This is a genomic window from Aneurinibacillus sp. Ricciae_BoGa-3, from assembly GCF_028421645.1.
GTDB lineage: Bacteria > Bacillota > Bacilli > Aneurinibacillales > Aneurinibacillaceae > Aneurinibacillus_B.
The window spans coordinates 3,047,072-3,068,268 of sequence record NZ_CP116887.1 but is presented as its reverse complement, the minus strand read 5'-3'; the positions used below and the strand labels follow the sequence as shown (position 1 = coordinate 3,068,268).

The 21,197-nt window shown below is 43.1% G+C and carries 21 protein-coding genes; 12 read left to right on the top strand and 9 right to left on the bottom strand.

All coding sequences use genetic code 11. The annotated features are described in order from the left end of the window. Window positions 1-55: 55 nt before the first annotated feature. The 3 genes from PP175_RS15520 to PP175_RS15510 form a co-directional block, all read right to left on the bottom strand. Window positions 56-1,279, bottom strand: a complete 1,224-nt coding sequence (locus tag PP175_RS15520) for a multidrug effflux MFS transporter (RefSeq protein WP_272439235.1) — start codon at window positions 1,277-1,279, stop codon at window positions 56-58. 79 nt (window positions 1,280-1,358) lie between these two features. After that, a complete protein-coding gene (locus PP175_RS15515; RefSeq protein WP_272439234.1) occupies window positions 1,359-1,592 on the bottom strand; it encodes a hypothetical protein in 234 nt (77 codons plus the stop codon). Between the two features lie 218 nt (window positions 1,593-1,810). Then, window positions 1,811-2,608: a Dam family site-specific DNA-(adenine-N6)-methyltransferase gene (locus tag PP175_RS15510; RefSeq protein WP_272439233.1), complete on the bottom strand. Its 798-nt coding sequence runs from the start codon at window positions 2,606-2,608 to the stop codon at window positions 1,811-1,813. A gap of 464 nt (window positions 2,609-3,072) precedes the next feature. Between PP175_RS15510 and PP175_RS15505 the strand changes: the two genes are divergently transcribed. Together PP175_RS15505 and PP175_RS15500 are read left to right on the top strand one after the other, a co-directional pair. Then, window positions 3,073-3,861, top strand: coding sequence for a hypothetical protein (locus tag PP175_RS15505; protein WP_272439232.1), 789 nt, complete (start codon window positions 3,073-3,075; stop codon window positions 3,859-3,861). A gap of 140 nt (window positions 3,862-4,001) precedes the next feature. After that, the gene (locus PP175_RS15500) at window positions 4,002-4,964 is read left to right on the top strand and encodes a bile acid:sodium symporter family protein (RefSeq protein ID WP_272439231.1); all 963 of its coding nucleotides are present in this window, start codon (window positions 4,002-4,004) and stop codon (window positions 4,962-4,964) included. Between the two features lie 179 nt (window positions 4,965-5,143). On the opposite strand, the gene PP175_RS15495 is transcribed toward PP175_RS15500, so the two are convergent. The 3 genes from PP175_RS15495 to PP175_RS15485 all read right to left on the bottom strand — a co-directional run bounded on the left by PP175_RS15495 (window position 5,144) and on the right by PP175_RS15485 (window position 7,240). Then, window positions 5,144-5,521 carry a DUF2512 family protein gene (locus PP175_RS15495; protein WP_272439230.1) on the bottom strand — a complete coding sequence of 126 codons (378 nt, stop codon included), beginning with the start codon at window positions 5,519-5,521 and terminating at the stop codon, window positions 5,144-5,146. A gap of 111 nt (window positions 5,522-5,632) precedes the next feature. After that, on the bottom strand, window positions 5,633-6,184 hold the full coding sequence (locus PP175_RS15490; protein ID WP_272439229.1) for a DNA-3-methyladenine glycosylase I: 552 nt from the start codon (window positions 6,182-6,184) through the stop codon (window positions 5,633-5,635). A 219-nt stretch (window positions 6,185-6,403) separates the two neighbouring features. Beyond that, entirely contained in the window at window positions 6,404-7,240 is an 837-nt protein-coding gene (locus PP175_RS15485; protein WP_272439228.1) for a hypothetical protein, read from the bottom strand. 307 nt (window positions 7,241-7,547) lie between these two features. On the opposite strand from PP175_RS15485, the gene PP175_RS15480 reads away from it, so the two are divergent. Both PP175_RS15480 and PP175_RS15475 read left to right on the top strand, forming a co-directional pair. After that, the gene (locus tag PP175_RS15480; RefSeq protein WP_272439227.1) at window positions 7,548-8,003 is read left to right on the top strand and encodes a hypothetical protein; all 456 of its coding nucleotides are present in this window, start codon (window positions 7,548-7,550) and stop codon (window positions 8,001-8,003) included. 86 nt (window positions 8,004-8,089) lie between these two features. Further along, complete coding sequence (locus tag PP175_RS15475) at window positions 8,090-9,019, top strand: bestrophin family protein (protein ID WP_272439226.1); 930 nt, start codon at window positions 8,090-8,092, stop codon at window positions 9,017-9,019. A 95-nt stretch (window positions 9,020-9,114) separates the two neighbouring features. Here PP175_RS15475 and PP175_RS15470 read toward each other — a convergent pair whose 3' ends face one another. Further along, complete coding sequence (locus tag PP175_RS15470; protein ID WP_272439225.1) at window positions 9,115-9,351, bottom strand: DUF1507 family protein; 237 nt, start codon at window positions 9,349-9,351, stop codon at window positions 9,115-9,117. Window positions 9,352-9,874: 523 nt separating this feature from the next. On the opposite strand from PP175_RS15470, the gene PP175_RS15465 reads away from it, so the two are divergent. Continuing rightward, window positions 9,875-12,292 (top strand): bifunctional YncE family protein/alkaline phosphatase family protein, encoded by a 2,418-nt coding sequence (locus PP175_RS15465; RefSeq protein ID WP_272439224.1) that lies wholly within the window; start codon window positions 9,875-9,877, stop codon window positions 12,290-12,292. Between the two features lie 86 nt (window positions 12,293-12,378). Here the strand turns inward: PP175_RS15465 and PP175_RS15460 are convergent, their stop codons facing one another. Continuing rightward, window positions 12,379-13,719 carry a multicopper oxidase domain-containing protein gene (locus tag PP175_RS15460; protein WP_272439223.1) on the bottom strand — a complete coding sequence of 447 codons (1,341 nt, stop codon included), beginning with the start codon at window positions 13,717-13,719 and terminating at the stop codon, window positions 12,379-12,381. A 195-nt stretch (window positions 13,720-13,914) separates the two neighbouring features. On the opposite strand from PP175_RS15460, the gene PP175_RS15455 reads away from it, so the two are divergent. Further along, the gene (locus PP175_RS15455; RefSeq protein WP_272439222.1) at window positions 13,915-15,393 is read left to right on the top strand and encodes an FTR1 family iron permease; all 1,479 of its coding nucleotides are present in this window, start codon (window positions 13,915-13,917) and stop codon (window positions 15,391-15,393) included. A gap of 45 nt (window positions 15,394-15,438) precedes the next feature. Continuing rightward, a complete protein-coding gene (locus tag PP175_RS15450) occupies window positions 15,439-15,939 on the top strand; it encodes a hypothetical protein (protein ID WP_272439221.1) in 501 nt (166 codons plus the stop codon). 123 nt (window positions 15,940-16,062) lie between these two features. Here PP175_RS15450 and PP175_RS15445 read toward each other — a convergent pair whose 3' ends face one another. After that, window positions 16,063-17,529, bottom strand: a complete 1,467-nt coding sequence (locus tag PP175_RS15445; RefSeq protein WP_272439220.1) for a potassium/proton antiporter — start codon at window positions 17,527-17,529, stop codon at window positions 16,063-16,065. Between the two features lie 431 nt (window positions 17,530-17,960). Here PP175_RS15445 and PP175_RS15440 point away from each other — a divergent pair, with 431 nt between their 5' ends. From PP175_RS15440 to PP175_RS15420, 5 genes are all read left to right on the top strand, one after another. Further along, on the top strand, window positions 17,961-18,491 hold the full coding sequence (locus PP175_RS15440) for a YfiT family bacillithiol transferase (RefSeq protein ID WP_272439219.1): 531 nt from the start codon (window positions 17,961-17,963) through the stop codon (window positions 18,489-18,491). 194 nt (window positions 18,492-18,685) lie between these two features. Beyond that, a complete protein-coding gene (locus PP175_RS15435; protein WP_272439218.1) occupies window positions 18,686-19,141 on the top strand; it encodes a helix-turn-helix domain-containing protein in 456 nt (151 codons plus the stop codon). A 1,051-nt stretch (window positions 19,142-20,192) separates the two neighbouring features. After that, window positions 20,193-20,585, top strand: a complete 393-nt coding sequence (locus tag PP175_RS15430; RefSeq protein WP_272439217.1) for a fluoride efflux transporter FluC — start codon at window positions 20,193-20,195, stop codon at window positions 20,583-20,585. After that, complete coding sequence (crcB, locus tag PP175_RS15425; protein WP_272439216.1) at window positions 20,582-20,932, top strand: fluoride efflux transporter CrcB; 351 nt, start codon at window positions 20,582-20,584, stop codon at window positions 20,930-20,932. Before PP175_RS15430 ends, crcB begins: the two co-directional genes overlap by 4 nt. Window positions 20,933-20,981: 49 nt before the next feature. Next, window positions 20,982-21,158, top strand: a complete 177-nt coding sequence (locus PP175_RS15420; protein WP_272439215.1) for a YjfB family protein — start codon at window positions 20,982-20,984, stop codon at window positions 21,156-21,158. The last annotated feature ends 39 nt before the right edge of the window (window positions 21,159-21,197 follow it).

Sequence of the window (21,197 nt, the reverse complement as noted above, 5' to 3'; positions counted from 1 at the left end):
ATAGGAAAAGGCAGCTGGTTGCAATAAGCTGCCTTTTTTACGATCCTTCTTACCGTTATTTAAGGTATGGCCTTTTTTGAATAACTAATAAAGCGAAGCACAGGACGGATCCCACGTCGCAGACGGCAATGATAATGCCCATCGGAAGGGCAGTATGGCTGCCGCCTATTCCTACAAGAGGCGCTGCAAGGGAGCCTAAAATAAGCGGCAGCAATCCAAGTAAAGCTGACGCGCTTCCCGCAGAGCGGCTTTGGCTCTGCATCGCTAAGGAGAAACTTGTTGTTCCAACAATACCAATGCAGGAGACGATGCCGAACAGAAAAATCAACAGAGGTACAATGCCAGATTCTGAATAGATGCAAATCAACAGCAGGATACCACACACCGAAGCTACCCCAAGACCACTGGCGAGCAACTTCCTTTCAGGTACCCTTCCCGCCAGCAGCCCCCCAATCTGGCTTGAAATAATAATGCCAAGCCCATTGGTCGCAAAGATCAAGCTGAACGTTTGGGGGGAAACGCCGAAGATGGTCTGCAAAACGAATGGTGATCCCGCTATATACGCAAACATCGCGGCAGTAACCAGCCCCTGTGACCAGGCATAACCCATGAAAGAGCGATCGCTGGCCAGTTTGCGAAACGTGAATAGCGTATCCCTCAAGCCTCCCTGTGAGCGGTTTTCACTGCGCAGCGTTTCTGGCAGGCCAAAGAAAACACTCACCAGCATGAGAAGGCCAACCGCACAAAGAACGATAAAAACACCGTGCCACGATATAACCCGCAGCAGCTGTCCGCCAATAATGGGTGCCAGTATTGGTGCCGCACCATTGATCAGCATCAACAGTGAGAAGAACCTCGTAAGCTCTGAACCTGAATATAAATCCCGCACAATGGCGCGGGATAGCACGATGCCAGCGGATCCTGCCAAACCCTGCAGGAAGCGCAGAATAATCAGCATCCATATCGATGAACTAAAGGCACAGAGGATGGACGAAATAGCATAAACAATTAGAGCGGCAAGCAATGGCTTCCGCCGGCCCCGCGCGTCGCTCAGCGGTCCAACAACTAATTGTCCAAGCGCCAAGCCTAAAAGACAAGCAGTCAGACTTAATTGTGCAAGTGAAGTGCTTGTATGAAGGCCACTTGCAAGTATAGGGAGGGAAGGCAGGTACATATCAATGGATAATGGCCCAAACGCACTTAACGCACCCAGTACAAACGCCATCCACAATCGCCTCGATGGCGTAAGGGCAGTAGAAGAAACTTGGGAGCCGCCCATCGTGATCACCCCTTCTTAAGTTTTCAAATAACAATCTAATTATAAAGAACGAATGTTTAATGTAAATAATAAAAGCTGCTCACAGGAGCAGCTTTTTGCCAAATTCAAAATCATCTGGATAGTTGCAGTACGTACATCTGACATGTGATATGAAGCCCCCGCAGGTCCGTTGCGAAAACCGGGCGCGCTGCAGGTTGGAATTTATCAACAGCTGATTTTGCATTTGTTCATCTAAGGAGTTGTCCAATCTGCCTATCCAATCGTATTTTTGCTTACAACTCGGGCATTTACGGCTTCCAAATATCTGCGGCATGGTGTTTCCGCCCCCTTAGGCAGGAACAAGTCCATTAACCGTCGATAAATAAACATGCGTTTTTTTAAACTATTGACACATATTTATTACGGAAGGATAACCAAAATGTTCCTTTTTTGTTTTTGTTCTCCTTTAATATAACATACCCATACTGGAAAGAGCGCTTTTAAAAGAAAAATTTCCAAAAATTGATACTAAAGTAGGAGTTTATTACATTCTTAGAACAGAGCAAGGATTTCTTTTGCTTTTGTCCGATTTTTGCTGTTGCAGCTAATATTGCGTTGAACTTCAAGGTAAGCTAGTTGAGCAGGTGTGTAAGCTTTGACAGTAAATTCGGTTTCGTGATTGGAGATAAGGACAGGAATGCCTCGCTGTGCTAATTCTTTAGCAAGTGTAGCCAGTAACATTTGCTGCTGCTGGTTAAATCCCCGGCTTTGATATGACGTGAAATTTGCCGTTGAAGACAGAGGAACGTACGGGGGGTCGCAGTAGATAACATCGCCTGGGATGGCTTGACGCATCGAATCCTGAAAATCAGCAATATAAAAACGGGCAGACCATGATTTTTCATAGAAATGGCGCAATTCTCTTAGTGGAAAATATGGCTTTTTGTAACGGCCAAAAGGGGCGTTAAAGAGTCCCTTGTTGTTATATCTGCACAAGCCGTTGTATCCATGTCGATTTAAGTAGAGGAATATCGCAGATTTTAAACGGAGATCCTTCGTCATGTTGAATAAGTTTCTCAGTTCATAAAAGCGCTCCGGCACATTATTCTCATCTGTAAAGAAGGAACGGCAGTAATCAATAAAGGAATGCCCTTCTTGCTGGAGGGTCTGATAAAGGGTAATTAAATCCTTATTGGCATCACAAAGCAAATACTCCTCGTATTGCGTGTTTAAAAAGAGGGCCCCGGAACCGACAAAAGGCTCGATTAATCTTTTGCCAGCGGGCAACAGATTTTTAATAGAAGGTACTAATCTGTATTTACCCCCAGCCCATTTAAGAAAAGGTTTCAAGAATAATCCCCCTTGTCTTTCAAAAAGAAGTGATTTTTCGATAAAGGATACTGTTTATAATAAATGATTTAGGATAAAGGTTCTAGTATAAAAGAGCGACAAATAGTGACAAAAATAGATCAAAAGATATACTTTTGTAGAATAATAGGTTGTGAGGGACAAAGGTGAATAGCCGTGAGACAAACCGGGCATTTTTTTGACATCTTTCTGACACATACAGTATGTATAGTTAAAGCAAGATTTAACCCCTTTTATTCTTATATTGAGAGTTTCGGCGCAGACGGATGTCTGCGTCCTTTTTTTTGAGTATGCAAGAATGTAATCTTGACCGCGGTCCTTGTTTTACCTTATTCAGCAATGAAGCAAATATCCTTTATTTTTCTTTAGGATTGAACCGACAAGTAAGCCGGTTTAAATGCCATATAAATTGGGAAGAGGAAGGGAAAACACGAGGAGGAAACCGTATGGAATATGTGTTTGGCGTAACCTTTTCATTCGTTATAATCGTGTCATTTTTATTAGCCCTTAAGTTCCGTAAGTCACGCCGTATTGCTTCCTTTGGGTTTATGGGAACAGGCTGCCTGGCACTTGCAATATCCGTAGGAACACTTGGCTATGTGGTTACGCACCCTAAACCAACTGGAGATTCTTCCGCCGTAGCAATCCCGTTTCCAACCGTAAACAGTTCATCTGAAGCACAATCCCCCTTAGCGGCTAGGGAACGGCAAGTTCTGTTGATGCCCCTTGAAGTGGATGCAGCAGTGCTCGTGAGCCCAGCAAAAAGTGAAAATAAACCCGTTATGCCGGGGAATGTTTCAACTCCAAACGAGGCAGGTGTGCCATTTGCTGTTCCTGCAGCAAGAAGTGTTAACAATAAACAGTCTATTCCATATACAAATGCGAAAACTATACCGGCAGTCATCGCGCAAAACCAAAGTGGTAAACAAGCTCAACTCAATCAGCAGCCTTCTCCCCATCATATAAAGGCCCCGCAAACAACAAAGCCAGCAAGTCCAGAATCAACTTTTAAACAAACGGAAACGGTTGATCAGACGCAGGCTGCGCAGGTTCAGCAAGGAGTGGATCACGCATCTCTTCAAGAAGCCCAACAAGTACAGCAGTCCGCTTCAACACAGCAGCTAGATGGTGCAAGCCAGCCGGCAGAACAGCAGCAGTCAACCCAAACAGCAAATCAGCCTCTATCAGATACATCAGTGAAAAGTACGAATGGGCCGCAAGGGAATGGTGAGTAACTGACTCATACCGGTTGAGTTAAGGTCACCCGCTTTGGGTGATTTTTCTATTTTTATATTGCTAAATTTGGTATGGATATTTAAAATATTAAAATAGTATAAAAGTATAAAAGTAACCAAAGTAGAGGAGGGTGATTTTTGTGGGGGTCATCGAGAGAATCAGCAATTTTGCCGGAAAAACATTTACCCTGTGGGTGTTGCTGTTTTCCGTCATTGCTTTTTTAGCACCGTCCCATTTTAAATGGATAGGCTCGTATGTGGTGCCTTTATTAGGAATCGTTATGTTTGGTATGGGGCTTACGCTTTCAACAGGAGATTTTAAAGAAGTGTTCCGGCGCCCAAAAGACGTGGCACTGGGTGTAATTGGCCACTTTGTTGTTATGCCGCTTCTGGCCTTCCTATTAGCCACCGGGCTGCATTTGCCCCCGGAAGTTGCGGTAGGCGTTATCCTTGTCGGGTGCTGTCCGAGCGGCACAGCTTCAAATGTGATGGTGTTTCTTGCGAAAGGGGATGTGCCGCTGGCCGTTGCGATTGCTTCTGTGTCTACCATTCTCGCACCAATTGTTACGCCGCTGCTTATTTTACTTCTCGCAAGTAAATGGATAAATATCGGCTTTTGGTCCTTATTTGTTTCAATTATTCAAGTTATCATCGTTCCATTGGTACTTGGCTTTCTTATTAAGAAATTGTTTGGTAAGCAGGTAGAGGCAAGTGTAAAAGCGCTGCCGCTAGTGTCGGTAGCGGCGATAGTTTTGATTGTATCCGGCGTCGTCGCCGGCAGTGCAGCGAAGTTAGCAACTACTGGGCTGATGATCTTTGCCGTTGTTGTTTTACATAATGTTCTTGGCTTCTTACTTGGTTTCATCTTCTCGCGTATATTCGGAATGGATTTAGCCAAACAAAAAGCCGTGGCACTTGAGGTCGGCATGCAGAATTCCGGTTTGGGTGTTGCGATTGCGACTGCGCACTTCTCGCCGCTTGCTGCGGTGCCCAGTGCCATTTTTAGTGTTTGGCACAACATATCAGGTTCCATTCTCGCTTCGATTTTCAGCCGGATGAAAGATCGAAAAGAACAGAAAACTGACGACAATATCGCCGGATAAGGTATAGGGCCTCCTTGTTTCATAGCAAGGAGGCTTTTACACTTTTGGTCAGGACGCTGCTTATTGATTGAAAATCAACTGCTTATTATTCGTAGTTATTCTTACCAGGATGATAGAAGATGTATAGAAGGCAAAGAAATTAGGCCAAAAAAAAGCGGGTGAACACCCGCTCCTGCTGTTTAGTATTTGTCCAGTACCTGCTCGATGCTTATATCTCTGTTAAAGACATTTTTCAATGTATAGATATGAATAAACCATTCTCCCGCCGTTGCTGCAACCGCAACAATTGTATAAACGAAGAAATGAACGTTGGTGCCGAACGCATATTCCAATAACCAGATACCCAGGAATAGCAACAGAAAATCTGCGAGCATGGCAGCTGAATTACCGAACTTAGGTAGGATTGCTAAATCTGCTATAGCATACGTAATAATAGCTAAAATCGCGCTGACTGCTAGGCTGGTGCTAAGCGGCTGATTATAGACAAGTCCGGTAAATCCGTAAATGTTGATCATAAACCAAACGAATTTCGCCACAAGTAGTTTGATATGCTCCATACCGTTTTTCCTCCCTTTTTAGTTATACTATTCTCATTCCCCTTTCTTATGCACTTCACACGTGTTATTCAACTTTTTTAACCTTATTATGTTAAATAAAATCACTACAGCCTATCGGTTAGCACACCCTATCGTATGATCATTCACCATGCCTGTCGCCTGCATAAAGGAATAGCAGATTGTACTGCCCACAAATCGAAAGCCTCTTTTCTTCAATTCTTTACTCATCCGATCCGATTCTTTTGTGGTAACAGGAACGTCTTCTTTCGTTGGCCAATGGTTAATGATGGGCTCTCCGTTCACAAAACTCCATATGTAGCGCTGAAAATCTCCGTATTGTTCCTGGAGGCTAAGAAATGCCTGGGCGTTCGTGACAGCTGAGTTGATTTTTAACCGGTTACGGATAATTCCTTCATTAAGTAGGAGCTGCGCTATTTTCGCAGAATCATACGACGCGATTTTGTGCGCATCAAATCCATCGAAAGCGGTTCGATAATTTTCTCTTTTCTTAAGGACCGTAAGCCAGCTTAGTCCAGCTTGCGCACCTTCCAAAAGCAGCATTTCAAACAGCTTATTATCGTCGAATACCGGCCTGCCCCATTCCTCGTCATGATACTGCATTAATAACGGATCATTTGCTGCCCATGCGCATCTTGTAATCATAACCGACCTCTTTCTTATTTAATTTAGGGGCAGCTAAAACTTGCTGGACCCCGAAAACCTGGTCAAAACCAGGGTTTGAATCACCCTGTACAAAATTTACCATACGGTTTAAATGGTTGGCAAATTCGGCGTCTTTTTCGGCAAAAAATGCTTCCAAATTCTTTTTGGAATAAAAGAAAATAGCCCCCTGTTTTAGGGGGCCATCCTGGCTTTACTCCATTAACTTTGGGAAGCCGAAGCTGGAGCAACGGAAATAGTGTCGCCTGTAGTAGGTGGCTGTTGAGTTGAGTCCACAGCTGGAGTGGTCGAAGGGGCAGGAGTTGGAGCAACCGAAATCGTGTCACTAGTAGTAACCGGTGCTGGCGGCGTCGTACCGGTAGCCGGAAGCGGAGCCGGTGCAGGGACAGATTTAACTGGGACGATACTTTGTTTGATTTTTAATAGATTTTGTTTGGTGTTGACAATCTGCTGCAGGGTTGCAATAGCTTCTCGAAGGGTTGTTTTGGCAACTGAGAAATCCTTAATGGCTGCTGCGCGGCGGAATAACGCCAAATTTTTGTTTTCCTGACTTTCTAATGCGGCTATCGTTTTTAAGTCTTTTACTACTTTTGCATTGTCGGTATTATAGAAAGATGTAACTTGTTTGTACTGCTTGCCTAGTGCGATCAGCTTGTTATTTTCTTGTTTTAACTGGCCCTCAATTTGTACGATGAGTTTTTTGTTGTTTCCTCTTTTGGCCGCATTCAGAAGAGATCCGATTCTTTTAATCTCAGCTCGTACAACGCTTCCTTCTTTAGCGATAAGATTTCGCTTCGATGCAAGGTAGGAATCTTTCTTCCAGGGAATTGAGGCGAGCTGGACATCTAAGGTGTGGTTTTGTTTGCGCAGATCCGTAATCTTTTGAATGAGCTGCTTAATGTCTGCTTGTAGCTGCGCTTTTGTTTCTTTTGCTGTAACGGACTTTGCCGGGTGAATAGGGGTGGCTGCAAACACTGAAACAGATGAAACAACGGTTAAGGTTGCAGCTGCTGCTAGAGCCATAGCTTTCTTTTTCAATTTTACTTCCCTCCGAAAATTTTATGTAAGTAAGGAAAAAGTTCCCTTACATACATGAAGTTTAATTGAACAACATGAATTTTTCATGAGTAAAACCTCATAATGGGATTAAATTTGAATAGTAAAATATGGATTCATTAATCTGTAAAAAAATATTCCATTTTAAAATTGGCAATCACGTAGTTGCGGCATCAAATTATTGTGGTAAATTAAATATTAGGGGAATGTAGCAGTAAAATCTCTCATCAATTTTTTAAGTTTGATGTATACAATAAAGAAGATAATTCTTTCACTGGAGGAATTTATTATGGTAAGAAGAATCCTATCCCTTTTAGTGGCAGGGCTGATGCTTTTGGCGCCAGCTTCTGTATACGCGAAAGGATTCAGCGGAGGACATTCGACTGGAAGCAGCAGTTCATATAGCAGAAGCTATCATGGAAGCCCTTCTGTAACAAAAGGTACGACTTCCGGAAGTACGTATCATTCCGGCTACCGCTCACCATCTCCCAACGTAAGAAGCGGCAGCTCGTATACGAATCCTAACACAGGTGCAAACCGTTCAAGAGGCGGATTTTTATCTCACGCCGCCGCATTTGGCGCGGGAACTCTCCTGGGCAGCATGCTGCATCCATTTGGTGGCGGATACGGCTACGGACCTGGAATGGGTGGCGGGTTTTCGATTTTTGGCATTTTGCTCGACATCCTGATCATCTGGATTGTTTACAAGGTAGTTAAAGGATTGTTTGCTAGACGCCGTTACTAAAATATTATATTATGGTACAAAAATGATCTCCTTCCAGCCTGGCAAGGGGGTCATTTTGTTTGACTAGGTTTAAAAGGGGTGCTTGCATGATTCAATATGATAATAGACAGGGATTCAAGCTGCTTTTCGCGCTTCGCGGGTCGATTACGAGAAGCGTCGCTCCCCAGGTGGCCCTGTGTACACTGCTGGCCTGTCTGGTTGTTGGTTTGAGTACAAAGTATATTAAAATTACGGTGAGTCCGACACCATGGGTAATTGTTGGGGGAGCTCTGGGTCTTCTGCTTGTTTTCCGGACGAATACCGCATATGACAGGTACTGGGAAGGAAGAAAATTGTTTGGTGGGTTGACAAGCGCAACGAGAAGCCTGGCTACAACCTTTCTCTCGAGTTTTCACGACAATGGCAACAACCATCTTGAAATGAAAATCAAGTTTATTCATCTACTGATTGCATTTCCCAAGCTAGCCAAACAGGCTTTACGGGATGAGCGCAATATCCCGGAATTAGATGAACTTCTTTATTATTTGACGGAAAAAGAGAAAGAGGAATTAATCCTGTCGGAGAACCCCTCATTAACTTTAATGCTGATTTTAAAGGGTGTTCTCTATGATTGTGTTCAGCATGGATATATAACGGATTTTCAGGTTGTTTCAATGGAAGAAAAGCTGGACAGCATGCTAATTTCGCTAGGAGGGTGCGAAAGAATTCGCAAAACACCCATTCCCTTTGCTTATGTGGTTCATTTAAAAGGCTTGCTGGGCGTTTTTTGTACGACCCTGCCGCTTGGGCTAATTGAGGGTATGGGCTGGGCATCCGTTTTTGCCACTCTTTTTGTAAGCTTTGCTTTCTTGGGCATAGAAGAGATAGGGGTTGAAATTGAAGATCCGTTTGGCGAGGACCCTAACGATCTGCCGCTTGATGATATATGCAATGGCATTGAACGAAACCTTCTGTATGTACTTGAACAGGCAAACAGGCTGGCATCAGAGGTAGAAGAGACCATTAAAGCGATATAAATAATTGTGCAGAAGGGCCGCTTGTCATAGCCGCCCTTTTTTCTGTGCCTCATTCTGATTGCTGCCGGCATATATGGCCAATTTAACTGTTCGGGTTATAGAAGCCTTCTTTCTAAATCACTCAAAATTTCTTTTCCCTGTTCCGCTGAAATAAGATCTAATCGAACAATGAAATCAATGATACGGGACAAACCATAGATTTGGGTATCTACAACGTCCATATAGACAGGACATTCGGGTAAATTTAAATGGTCTTTTTGAACCTGAATTAATTGTTCGATCTTATCTGACTCTTCTTTTAATAGATAAAGTGCATGTTCTGTACTGGTCATTTTGAAGTTTCTTCCTTTTCATTATAAAGTATTGTACATAATTAAATTACGCTGCTTGGTTATTCCGAAAGAAACTACGTTCAAGATGCAGCTTCAGGATGACTTTCACTATACTTTTATATAGTAACCCGGGCATGGGGATAAATCAAATACTAGATCGGTCCTATGTAATTGTGAAATTTTTGTTAAATAAGCCAAAAAAAGCTGTAGTAGTTAACTCACACATCCATCTAAAACCCAAATTCTGATAAACATATAAAATAGATAGGATTTAGGTTGATTTATGTTTGAGTTGCTTTTTTTGTAGTCAGGAAGGTATAACGATCATTTTCTAGCCACATTAAAGTAAGCTATTTTTTCCTGTTAACGATAGTTAGTAAGCATCTATTTTAGGAAACTGAAGTATATTTATGTTTTATATACAAGAGATTTACATAAGCTTGCTAGGATAAAAGAGAAGAGAAAATCGATTATAGCAATCTATTTTAGACTCGCAAGTTTAAACTCTTGGAGGAGAAACTGAATGAAGAAACGGAGAATCAGTAAAAAGCTAATGATTGCTGCACTGGCAGCTGTTAGTCTTGGATCGGGAACCGCGTATGGTGCATATAATATGACAGCGGGTCCGCAGTCGAATGGGACAGGGGTAACCCCGCATGGTTGGACACTTACACCAGCCGGTAAACAATTGTCCCTGGGTGATTTTCCGATGGGGGGAGCACTCAGTCCGGATCATCGCTTCCTGGTTGTTTCAAATGATGGACAAGGCACTCAATCTTTACAAGTAGTGGATGTAGACAAACAGCAAGTCATACAGACTATTCCTTACCAAAGCAGTGAAGGTTTGTATTTTGGTACAGTTTTTAGCCCGGATGGCAAGAAACTGTATGCATCTGCAGGGGGTAACAATAAAATTCGGGTGTTTGATTTCAATAACGGAACCTTAACCGAGCAATCCCCGATTCTTATGAAGGATCAGAATAAGACGAATTTTACCCCTATGGGAATCTCCGTATCCCCGGATGGAAAATTTCTTTATACGGCTAATAATGCAGCTAATTCTGTTTCAAAAATTGATCTGTCTACCGGGCAAATTATCGCATCGGCTACAGTGGGCAAAGATCCTTATACCGTTTTAATAGGCCATGATGGGCGTTCCTTATATGTGAGTAACTGGGGCGAAAGCAGTGTAACGGTCTTAAATCCAATTGATTTAACGGCCACGAAAACAATTTCCGTAGGATTGCACCCGAACGCCATTGCAGAAAATTCGGCTACAGGTTTGATTTATGTAGCGAATTCGGATAGCGATCAAATTTCGGTTATTGATCCCAAACAGCAACTAGTCGTACAAACGATATCGCTTGCTCCTTATAAAGGTGCAGCAGTTGGAACTCAACCTGTTGCACTCACGGTTAGCGAGGATGGAAAAACGCTGTATGCGGCGAATGCGGGTAATGATGATGTTGCTGTAATCGATCTTGCAGATAGCAAAAATGCCAAGACTAAAGTCAAAGGGCTCATACCCACTGCCTGGTATCCGTCAGGTGTTTACACGGTTGGCAATAAACTTATGGTTCTCAATGCGAAAGGGCTGGGCGCAGGCCCCAACACACAAAACCAATACATAGGAAACATGATGCAAGGAACCATGTCATTCATTGACACACCTGACAACAAGCAGTTAAAGCAATACACGGATCAGGTTAAGAACAATAACCAGCTGAATCAAGCGCAGGACGGAGGCTGGTTCAGTTCTTTAAAAGAAAAAAAGGATTTCCCAATCCCACGCTTCGCCTCTCAGCATTCGCCGATCAAACACGTGATTTATGTTATTAAAGAAAACAGGACCTATGACCAGGTGTTCGGAGATATGGGCAAAGGAAACGGTGATCCAAGTTTGACGCAGTTTGGGAAGAGCATTACACCTAACATTCATAAACTAGCGAACCAGTTTGTCTTGTTTGATAATTTCTATTGTAACGGCGAAGTAAGTGACCCGGGGCATCAATGGACCACCGCCGGCATCTCGAATGATTACTCTGAGAAAACGTGGCTGCCAGATTACTCAAACCGTAAGGCTTATGGAATTGATCAGGATGCGATTCGGCCAAAGAACGGTTACCTGTGGGACAACGCGATCAAGTCTGGCGTATCGTTTCGCGACTATGGCGAATATATCAACTATTGGGAGAGCCCAAAGAACAATCAATGGACACCTGATGATCCCGGTATTGGGAATTATTATGACGCTAACTATCCTGGATGGGATTTGTCCATCTCAGATATGACCCGGTATAACGAATGGGAGAAAGAGTTTAAGCAATTTGACCAAAACCAAAACCTTCCTTCTTTTCAAATGGTTTATCTGCCAAATGACCATACCAGCGGTACAAGCCCATCGTCTCTGACCCCTCAGGCTATGGTCGCACAAAATGACCTGGCGCTTGGGAAATTGGTGGATACCGTCAGCCACTCGAAGTACTGGAAAGACATCGCTATTTTTGTGGTTGAAGATGATCCGCAGGCAGGAACCGATCACGTAGATGCCCACCGGACGGAAGCGTTGGTGATTAGTCCGTATACGCAGAAAGGGACAGTGGATAGCACCATGTATGATCAAGATTCCATGGTTCGAACCATGGAGATGATTTTAGGCCTGAAACCTATGAATCAGTTCGATGCCTCTGCTGTTCCGATGCTTAACTCTTTTACTGATCACCCCAATTTTACACCGTTTGAATCAGAACAAGAATCGTATCCATTGGATTTAAAGAATGGACAGAAGGCTCCGGATGCTGCTGCTTCAGCGCAAATGAATTGGGCGAAACCAGATGCAAACTCGCCTAAGAAACTGAATCAGATAATCTGGAAAGCCACAAAAGGCAATGTGCCGTATCCAGATAAAAAAACGGAAACTACGCAAAAAAACCAGAACTAAGCAAAAAAACCAGTAACTCGGCAACTTAAAAAAGCCCCAACCTAACCATCTCTGGTAAGGTTGGGGCTTTTAATTATTGAGGCGATTTACTCATGAACTTTTATAACTGTAACTAACCCACCCATTTGTCCCATTTTGCTGCCGGCATTCATTGTATGATCGAGAATATGGCAATGGAACATCCACGATCCTACAGCATCCGCAGTAAACGCAATGTCATACGTTTCACCAGGACCGATCAATAACGTATTCATCTTTTGCGGGTTGCTGGATGGATGGCCATCTTTGGCAATGACCTGAAAATCCATACCATGAAGATGCATAGTGTGCGTTTCAGTGGGATCAATGTTGATTAGCCGCAGCCGCACTGTCTCTCCCTTTTTTACAACTAGAGGCTGTGTATAAGGATAGCTTCGGCCATTCATTGTGAAGTAGTCTTCTTCACCTTCCGTCGTATCCTGCATATGAAAGCCGCTTAAGAGCATGGTGTAGTCATGATCATATTTGGTTTCTGTTTTCGGGTCTTTCGGATCGATGATAAAAGCACCCCTAAGGCCCTTTCCAACTTGCTTCATATCATCGAAGTGCGAATGGTACATAAATGTGCCTGGATGACTCGCTGTAAACTCATATGTAAATGATTGTCCTGGCTGCACCGGTTTCTGGGTAATATCCGGCACTCCATCCATTGCATTTGGCAAATGAAGCCCATGCCAGTGGGTTATAGTAGGTTCCGGAAGCTTATTTACAAGTGTAATCCGAACATGATCTCCCTCTGTCACCCGGATTACAGGTCCCGGAACTTGCCCATTATACGTCCAAGCTTGTGTAACAGCACCTTTAACCGGCTCCCAAATGTGGGGTTCTGCCACCAGCGTGAATTCTTTTGTTCCATCGGCAGCAATGTGGGGAGTAAGGCCTGTTCCTTCTAAAACATCTTTAACTTTTGCTTCTTCGCTATTGAATTCATCCACTGCTTGTCTGCTCGTAATGTCCATAAGCTGAGCTTCTTGGTCCCACGATACCTCTGCATTTAAAGCTTCAGCGATTGATCGGGCAGGAGCGATTATCCGGTTCGTTTTCTGGATGGCCGTCCCATTGGTTTTAACCAATTGTCCATTTACGAGCACGGGAAAAGCAGTGTTCGAATGTAGATTGACTGGAAAAGAGGGCGTATTAATCAAAACAGCATGGTGTTTAGCATCCCATTTTACAGTAGCACCAAGCGATTCAGCTACAACCCGGACCGAAGCCATTAATCGATGATGCGAATCGAAATAAGGATGTGCATTGCTAGTGGCATCACTGCCATTTACCATAATAGAAACATTCGTATGATTATCCATTTCGTGAGCGGATGCACTGAGCGGATAAGCAGCAAGTAGACTAGCAGCAAGCCCGCCATAGCAAATTTTTTTTAACTTCATACCATTCTCCCCTTGTATTCCCATAGTCTGATAAAGTAAAAAAAATATGATAATGATTATCATTAATATCAGAATACAATAGTCTATGAAATCCATCAACAAAAATTATTAATGTGAATGAAAATCTTTATCATTGACAATGATTATCAATTTAAGTAACATATGAGTAACGAGGAGAGGAGTGGGGAAAAGAGCATGTTGAAAAAGGGGAAATGGCTTGTTTTAGGTGTTCTCTACATACTGTTTACATGGACAGTGGCCGCTCAGGCGAGTACCGGAACGGACAATATGGCAAGGGCCGAGCAATTTATCAATCAAGCTTTGCAAAACGCAAAGCAAGGAAAACTAGCAGAAGCGCAAAAAAACTTTGAAGCTTTCAATAAGTCATGGCTGCAAATCGAGGACTCTATCAAGGCAGATTCCGGAAAAACGTATGCGGACGTTGAAAGCAAGATGGGGGAAGTATCCTACGCTTTTATCCTAAACAAACCTGCTGATGTTACTCGGGCTCTTGAGCAGCTGAAAACGGTGAACGAGACTTACATACAGGGGCATTTTGAAAAAGGGGAGCTCAAAAAATCAGATGCAACGCTATCGGATTTCATTGGTGCTTTAATAGAAGCAAAACAGGATGTACAGAAGAAAGACCAGAAGGCAGCCCTGGAACAAATATCCAAAGTCAGACAGAACTGGTTGAGTGTTGAGGGAACTGTCGTTGCCCAGTCAGCAAGCATCTACAGCGATTCGGAACGCGATATGGTAACAGTAAATGCCATGCTGGCGCAAAACCCGCCGGATTATCAAGGCGCAGGTGTCTTGCTGGATCGCATGATTAATTATCTAACCCCACTTTCCAGCAAGTCCGGCTATACGATATGGGATGCTGCCATGATTCCCATTCGGGAAGGGCTGGAGGCTTTACTTGTCGTAACGGCTTTGCTTGCCTTTGTTTCCAAATCAAATAATCAAAAGGGAAAAGGTTGGATTTGGTCAGGTGTTTTAGCGGGCTTACTTGTCAGTGTCATCCTGGCGGTCATTGTTAAATTCATCTTTTCATCCGGGGCATTCGGCAATAATAACTTCCTCATTTCCGGATGGACAGGTGTCATAGCGGCAGCGATGCTTCTCTACATGAGTTACTGGCTTCACAGTCAATCCAGCATAAAAGATTGGCAAAAATATATTCGTACGAAGAGTGCGGGAGCTGTAGATACGGGAAAACTCGTTTCACTTGGTGTGCTATCCTTTCTGGCGATTTTTAGAGAAGGTACGGAAACCGTGTTGTTTCTCATCGGAATGGTCAATCAAATTAGCCTGCAGAATCTTCTAATTGGATTGCTCATCGGGCTTGTTATACTAGCCGTTGTAGCTTATCTGATGATTGTTATCGGCCTTAAGATGCCGATTAAACCATTCTTTATGGTATCGAGCGTGATTGTATTTTACTTATGCATTAAATTTACAGGAATGGGTATTCATGGATTACAATTGGGCGGCCTCCTGCCTTCGACAACCGCTTCACAGCTGCCGAGCTTTGATTTCCTTGCCATGTATCCTTCCTGGCTGAGCACTGTTCCGCAGTGGATCCTTATTCTAGCAGCTATTTTAGTGGTGATGTGGAGAAAAACGAAAAAAAATGCTGTCCCAAACAACGCGCAGTATAAATCTGTCTAGTATAAATCTTTCTATTATATAGAATAAATATTGGGGGAAATAACGATGAATAAATTGTATACGTTAGTATCTGCAGGTTTAGCAAGTGCCATTCTTCTGGCCGGATGTGGGTCGGCAAATAATGCTTCTTCCCAGCCGAATCCATCTTCAACATCGAGCACAACGGCTTCATCTGGTTCAGCATCATCGAATACTGCAGCGCAATCGAACAATTCAACTCAGGCTCCTGCCAAGGAACAAAATCCAACAGTTGATATTAAAACAGGCACAGTCAAGTTGTTAGCAGTCGCAGGTGAGTTGAAAAAACAGCTGGCTGCAGGCGAAGCTGACAAAGTGAAAGCAACAGGACCCCAGCTGGAGGAATCCTGGAAGACCTTTGAAGATGGAGTCAAACCAAAATATGCAGACCTGTACGGAAAAATTGAAGAGCATTTGAACCCGGCTGTTACAGCATCCCAGGCAAATCCGATGGACAAGAAAGTACTTGGAACACTGGTCGACCAGCTTTCCCAGGACTTAAAAGAACTTCAGGCGAAAGAAAAATAATTGCGGCAACACGATAAGTTCATCAGTTGCAGCCATATGAGCCACTCGTTTACTGGCTAAATTAAATCCTTCCTGGGGAGAGAAGATCGTAATTAAATTACATTAGAATAAATTTACAATTGATTATCCCTCTCTGAGGGTCTCTTCCAACGGGGTAATGAATAAATCCTTCACTATTTCCTGTTTGTCTTTTGGCGTTAGGATGTATAAATTGTCCCCCTCGTAAACCTCTGTGTCACCATTCGGGGTGAGAAGCTTCTCACCCCGGATAATCCCCGTGACCAGCACGTCAGCCGGAAATTCCAGATGCCCAATCTCTTTATTCGCTGCTTTCGAATGGGGAGGTACTTGTATCTCCAGCATTCCCAAATTGGTCTTACCGATGGAGAGCAGTTCGATACGGTGCGGCGGCTTTACCTTTTCCCCATATGAAAGTTTCAGCACTTTTCCCAGCCAACCAATCGTAGATCCTTGAATTAATGCGGAAGTTAGGACGATAAAAAATACAGTATTAAAAATAAATTGTGCATGTTCAGCCCCTGCCAGCAGCGGATAGGTGGCTAAAACAATCGGAACCGCCCCGCGCAGCCCGGCCCACGATACAAACAGCTTTTCCCGGATTGAAAACTTACTAAAAATAGTGCTTACAAACACACCAATAGGGCGGGCGACAAATATGAGAATAAAGGATAAGGTTAAACCAGTCCAGCTTATTTGGATAAGCTGACTGGGGAACACGAGAAGACCAAGAAGAATAAACATAAAAATCTGCATCATCCAGGCGAAACCCTGATTAAACCGGCTTACCGAAAAATGATACGTAAAATCAAAACTGCCCATGTATACCGCCATTATGTACACGGCCAAGAACCCGCTGCCCTGAAGTATGGAGGTTAAACTGTAGGTTAAGATGGCCAAAGAAAGCGCTAAAACAGGATACAGTCCAGAAGAATCAAGATTTATTTTATTGATCGTTTTAACGGAAATCCATCCCATCAACATCCCCATACATAAGCCAAATCCCATTTCCCAGAAAAATTCTAAAATCATCGGAAGCAGCGCGGCTTCACTGTTCTGTACCAAATGAAGAAAGGAAATCGTAAGAAATACCGCCATAGGATCATTCGTTCCAGATTCGGCCTCAAGGGTTGACGTAAGGCGCCCCTTAATATTTTTATTGCCTAACACAGAAAAAACGGCGGCTGCGTCAGTTGAACCGACGATGGCTCCAAGCAGACAGCTTTCCATCCAGGAAATACCCAGGGTATACTTAGCAAAAAAACCTACGATAAAAGTTGTGCATAGTACACCTACTGTAGCGAGTGAAACAGCGGGTTTTATTCCGGGTTTGATACTTTTCCAGCTCGTTTTCATACCGCCATCAAACAAGATGATGATAAGAGCCAGTATGCCAAATAGCTGGGTGATGAAGGCGTTTGAAAAATAAATAAAATGGTTTAATGCCATCCCTACCGCTATAAAAAGGACAAGCGAAGGAACCCCGAGACGTGATGAGAACTTTGTTGTAATGACTCCGATGATTAGAAGGATCGAAAATAAAAAGATAATATTATCCGAGTTAAAATCCAATGACATCACCTGTGTTGTTTAATATTAAGCTAACTTCCAAATTTACACTATATTAAGTCTTACCTATTTTATTGTTTGTTAAATCGTGATCAATCATCGTTAGATAAGCTTGTAACAAAACATGGTATAATTATCAATAAATATCCAGTGGTTGCTGGAAGGGAAGGATGAAACAAAAATGGAGCAGGGCTAGACCCGAAGAAGGGTATCCCCTTGCTCTGATCCAACTCTTTGAAAATGTGAACCCCAGGAGGAGAAACAAGGTGAATAGGAACAAATACAAAGTAGAGTTGATCACGGCTGAATCAGAAGCTTCGCAAGATAAAAGGCTTGCGACTTAGGCGTGGAAGTTTTCAAAGAGGATTTTAATCCGATGTGCCGAATTGAATTAATAGGAAAAAACAAACCATAATTATTTGGAGGCGGAAGCGATGGATACAGCAGCGCAATATCCAATTGGCAAATTTACAGCACCAGGAGAAATCAACGCTGAGCAAATAAAGGAATGGGGCCGGGTGATAGGACAAATTCCTGCACAGCTTCGTAAGGCCGTTCAGGGGCTTACACAAGAGCAACTTAACACACCATACAGGCACAAGGGATGGACAGTAAGGCAGGTGGTGCACCACATTGCAGACGGGCAGCTCAATGGATATGTCCGCTTCAGGCTTGCCTTGACTGAGGAACAACCCACGATTAAACCATTCCAAGAGGAAAAATGGGCTGAACTGCAGGATGCGCGAACTGCGCCCATTGATATCTCGCTAAACCTTGTGGATGCCATCCACGCTAGGTGGGAACTGCTGATTAATTCGTTAACAATGGAGGATTTTCAGCAAACCTATATTCATCCCGAAAATGGAAGCACCACTCTTTTTGAAGCATTAAGCTTATATGCCTATCATGGGCATCATCATATTGCCCAGATTAAATCATTAAGAGAGCGCATGGGCTGGATTTAATGCGCCTTTTGACATTACATAACTAGCAACTCCTGTCCCTATGATTTTTTTGCCTGTTCTGCGTTTTCACGAATTCGCTCGGCCTGTTCTTTTGTGATGTTTGGATAAGTTGTCGACATTTAATTTTGCTCCTTTTGGGTATAATTAGGGGTTTCCCCTCATAGTATGAGTAAAAAAAACGGATGGTGATCTGTTTGGAAAAACGAACGTTTACCATTGAGCTTACCGATACGGTAGCTGAGAAGTTAGAACTCTTAACCAATTTCACGAACTACATGCTCCGTGATAAATATCCAGAACCCATGACAGTTGAGGAGAACATTGCTGGTGCAGTTGCCTACTATCTGATGATGTATTTTCCGCATGTATCCGGTGAGACTACAAAAGACGTTATGAAGCTATTTCCGCTAGGAACTGATGCACCTTTAAAAAACAGAATCAAGGAGGAATTGGAAAAAAGGAAAGTATCCCAAAATGCAGTTGCAAGGGAATTAAATATTTCAAAAAGTACCTTGTCCGCAATACTAAATAATCGAAATCAACCATCCTTAGATGTGTTTTTGCGCATTTGGACGATGCTCGGCTGCCCATCCTTAGATAGTATTTTGTATCGCGAATCTCCAACAGTCGAGACTGGCCCTACTCCGTAGCGTTCTTTTTTTGCTCATCGTTTCGGATTTCCGAACGGTAAAGCGGATAAATTTTGTGGAACCTAAGACAATTAAGCTAAATATAAGTGATTAAACAATGAATTTTGTTTTATGTTAAGTATGGGCATGTTAGACGCCTTTTATTCAGCAACAACGGGGCATACAACCCATTTAAAGTAATCAACCTCCCAATAGAACTCCTCAAATGGCTATACTCAAACCAGCCATGCTTGGTCACCTACTCTCCACTATATTTTTCGATAACGATTGGGATAAATCCAAGACCCATTTGTTGTTCTTTTTTTCATTAAATTCCTTACAACATTTCTCAACGATTGAAAGAGTTCTTTTATTAAACAAGGGCCAAGAAGTTTGCCAAAAGGTGGTGAGATTCAATGGGCACGCTTACGATACTGCTTACCATCTTGAAAATTGTTGCTTGTATTTTTGGCATAATTCATAGTTGCATAAAAGTTTCAAGTTGGTTCCGGAGAAAAAACCGCAATCAAAAACCCACCAAACTGTAGGTTGGCAGTTTGATCCTTCACCGGAAATGAGAGCGGAGGCGATGCAGAAAATTCCTGAATTTATTGTATAAGACGGACATTTTCTGCGTCTTCCTGAAGCCTTATACAATTTAGATGGGATCGTAAGTACGTATGCTTTTCATCATTTAACGGATCAACAAAAAAATCGGGCCGTTTCTTTTCTAGCCCAAAGGCTTGCTCCAGCAGGAAAAATTATAATTGCGGATACCGCATATAAAGATGAGCATGCGAAAAACAGAGCTTATAAACCGATGACAGAGCAGGGGGCCTGGTCTTTATTACGGGATCTGCAGACAGAGTATTATCCAAGATCGCCACTGTAAAGACGGCTTTTGAAATTGCGGGGCTAAAGTTTTCTTGCCGTCAGTTGAATCGGTATGTATGGCTTATGATCGGGGAAAAACAGAATTTGACGGGTATGCAGGAACAGGTATAAAATACGACTGCACGAATGTTTTTGTGATGGGTTCGTGCAGGGTGGCAGAAGAAAGGAGAGTTGGCGGGTGAATGTGATTGCGCTCGCGGTTGGCGGTTTCGTGGGAACGATCCTGCGCTATGAAATTGGTCAGTGGATTCAGCCTTTATCTCATGTCTTTCCGTTAGCAACGTTGGTGATCAACCTGGCGGGAAGCTTTTTTTTAGGCTGGTTTTTTACAATCATATTGTTACTTTGGGACGTATCCTCAGCAATCCGGCTCGGAGTTGGAACAGGATTTACAGGGGCTTTTACTACTTTTTCGACTTTCAGTTTGGAGTCCGTCCATTTAGTCCAAAGTTATCCTGTCTCAGCAGTTCTTTATATTTTCATTAGTATTGCTGGCGGCATCGCTCTTTCTGGAGCTGGATATCTGATGGCCGGGCTGCAATCAAAAGTTTGTAAGCGGGGTGCTGTATGATATTGACGGGTATAGGCGGGGTTATAGGTACTCTGTGCCGCTATTACCTAGGCAGATGGGTTACTTCCAAGTCTTCTTGTTTTTTCCCTTGGGGAACATTCCTTATAAATATTACGGGTTCATTTTTACTTGGATTTCTTTATTCTTTACATATAGAAGGGCATATGCCGGTACGGTTATGGCTTTTCCTCGGAATCGGTTTTAGCGGCGGGTACACCACTTTTTCCACGTTCAGTTATGAAACGATTCAATTAATACTGAACCACCACCTACGTGCTGCTGTCTTTTATGTATTCTTTACCGCTGTAGCAGGATTATTATTTTGCTGGATAGGTACAACGATATGATTTATTCCGATATAGATACAGTAGGGGTAAAAGAAGAGAGGTGATATGAATGGATATAGCAGCCGTTTCGATGGGATTGAGCAACAACAAACTCCAGACATCCGTGGACATAGCCGTGGAAAAGAAAGCAATGGATGTCTCTAAGTCAAATAATGAATCCATGATTCAGATGATGGAGCAGAGCGTATCGCCTTATCTTGGGCGTAATTTGGATGTTCGAATTTAAGCTATCGACGTGTGACCGGCTGATTTGGCCGGTTTTTCA

Excerpts from the sequence above, each read along its gene's own strand:
- PP175_RS15470 (WP_272439225.1), bottom strand. The coding sequence starts at position 9,351 with ATGACCAGTACAGAACATGCACTTTATCTATTAAAAGAAGAGTCAGAT.
- crcB (WP_272439216.1), top strand. The coding sequence starts at position 20,582 with ATGATATTGACGGGTATAGGCGGGGTTATAGGTACTCTGTGCCGCTAT.
- PP175_RS15465 (WP_272439224.1), top strand. The coding sequence starts at position 9,875 with ATGAAGAAACGGAGAATCAGTAAAAAGCTAATGATTGCTGCACTGGCA.
- PP175_RS15520 (WP_272439235.1), bottom strand. The coding sequence starts at position 1,279 with ATGGGCGGCTCCCAAGTTTCTTCTACTGCCCTTACGCCATCGAGGCGA.
- PP175_RS15450 (WP_272439221.1), top strand. The coding sequence starts at position 15,439 with ATGAATAAATTGTATACGTTAGTATCTGCAGGTTTAGCAAGTGCCATT.
- PP175_RS15495 (WP_272439230.1), bottom strand. The coding sequence starts at position 5,521 with ATGGAGCATATCAAACTACTTGTGGCGAAATTCGTTTGGTTTATGATC.
- PP175_RS15515 (WP_272439234.1), bottom strand. The coding sequence starts at position 1,592 with ATGCCGCAGATATTTGGAAGCCGTAAATGCCCGAGTTGTAAGCAAAAA.
- PP175_RS15480 (WP_272439227.1), top strand. The coding sequence starts at position 7,548 with ATGGTAAGAAGAATCCTATCCCTTTTAGTGGCAGGGCTGATGCTTTTG.
- PP175_RS15455 (WP_272439222.1), top strand. The coding sequence starts at position 13,915 with ATGTTGAAAAAGGGGAAATGGCTTGTTTTAGGTGTTCTCTACATACTG.
- PP175_RS15420 (WP_272439215.1), top strand. The coding sequence starts at position 20,982 with ATGGATATAGCAGCCGTTTCGATGGGATTGAGCAACAACAAACTCCAG.
- PP175_RS15505 (WP_272439232.1), top strand. The coding sequence starts at position 3,073 with ATGGAATATGTGTTTGGCGTAACCTTTTCATTCGTTATAATCGTGTCA.
- PP175_RS15490 (WP_272439229.1), bottom strand. The coding sequence starts at position 6,184 with ATGATTACAAGATGCGCATGGGCAGCAAATGATCCGTTATTAATGCAG.
- PP175_RS15440 (WP_272439219.1), top strand. The coding sequence starts at position 17,961 with ATGGATACAGCAGCGCAATATCCAATTGGCAAATTTACAGCACCAGGA.
- PP175_RS15460 (WP_272439223.1), bottom strand. The coding sequence starts at position 13,719 with ATGAAGTTAAAAAAAATTTGCTATGGCGGGCTTGCTGCTAGTCTACTT.
- PP175_RS15475 (WP_272439226.1), top strand. The coding sequence starts at position 8,090 with ATGATTCAATATGATAATAGACAGGGATTCAAGCTGCTTTTCGCGCTT.